The following is a 1,210-nucleotide window of genomic DNA, read 5'->3' on the forward strand; positions in this document are numbered from 1 at the left end:
CGGCGTCGTCCGCGCCCGGCGCGTCGGCCACGATCGCGCCGTCCGACGGCGGGGCGGGAGGCGGTCCTGCGGCGCTGGGGGTCATCCGGGAAGTCTCCGTGGGGTGCGGTCGCCCCGCACGTCGGACGGGACGCGGACGGGCGTGCGGGGAGCCGTGGCGGTCACGACGACAGCATCCGCAGCGTCTCGCGCTCGGCGACGCGCTGGGACCGCGTGGGCCGGATCGTCTCGCCGCGCTCCCACAGGTCGACGACGCGCGGGTCGATGTACGACGCCCGGCACACCGCGGGCGTGTTGCCCAGCTCCTCGGCGACGTCCTTGACGACCTGCGTGACGACCTTGCGGCGCGCACGGTCGCTGCGCGGGGCCGGCCCGACGGCCGCGAGCCCGCGCGCCGCGAGCACCGTCGCGTGCCACGTCCGGAAGTCCTTCGCCGACGCGTCGTCGCCGAGCCGCAGCTTGACGTACTGGCCGACGTCGGCGCTCGTCACGTCGTGCCATCCGCCGTCGTCGTCCTGCCACGCGAGCAGGTCCTCCATGTCGTCGCGCCGCCGCACGAGCGTCCGCACGAGCGTCGCGACCACGTCGTCCTCGACGACCGTGTCCCGCACCTGGCCCGACTTCGCGGGGAAGTGCAGGTGCACGCGTCCCTCGTCGGAGCCGGGCTCGGGCGGCAGGACGCGGACGTGGTCCTTGCGGAGCGTCGCGAGGCCGTACGAGCCGTGCTTCGCGGCGTAGCCCTCGCCCCCGACCCGCAGGTACGCGAGGTCGAGCAGCCGGAACGCGAGCGCGAGCGCCTTCTGCTTCGGCATGCCCGGCAGCTCGAGGTCGCGCTCGACGTGCTTGCGTGCCGTCGGAAGCCGGCGGGCGACGTCGAGCACGTGGTCGTGCTTGAGCCGGTCGCGCCGCAGCCGCCACTGCGCGTGGTACAGGTACTGGCGGCGTTCCGCGTCGTCGAGACCGGCCGCCTGGATGTGGCCGTTGGGCCACGGGCTGATCCACACGTCGCGCCACGCGGGCGGGATCGCGAGCCCCGTGATCCGCTCGAGGTGCTCGTCCTCCGTGATGCGCACGCGCTGCACGTCGAGGTAGACGAACCCCTTGCCCGCGCGGCGGCGGGTCCAGCCGGGGGCGTCGATGCGGACGCGGCGGAGGCGAGCCATGCCGGGAGTGTCACCCGGCGGCGCGCGTCCCGCGCGGCGAGCGGCCG

At 75.5% G+C, this 1,210-nt stretch carries 1 protein-coding gene; it reads right to left on the reverse strand.

The window, feature by feature from the left end:
• Positions 1-161: 161 nt before the first annotated feature.
• Positions 162-1,163 carry a DNA topoisomerase IB gene (locus tag HGA02_RS19815; protein WP_168681123.1) on the reverse strand — a complete coding sequence of 334 codons (1,002 nt, stop codon included), beginning with the start codon at positions 1,161-1,163 and terminating at the stop codon, positions 162-164.
• Positions 1,164-1,210: the final 47 nt, after the last annotated feature.

Source organism: Cellulomonas septica, from assembly GCF_012396155.1.
Lineage (GTDB): Bacteria > Actinomycetota > Actinomycetes > Actinomycetales > Cellulomonadaceae > Cellulomonas > Cellulomonas septica.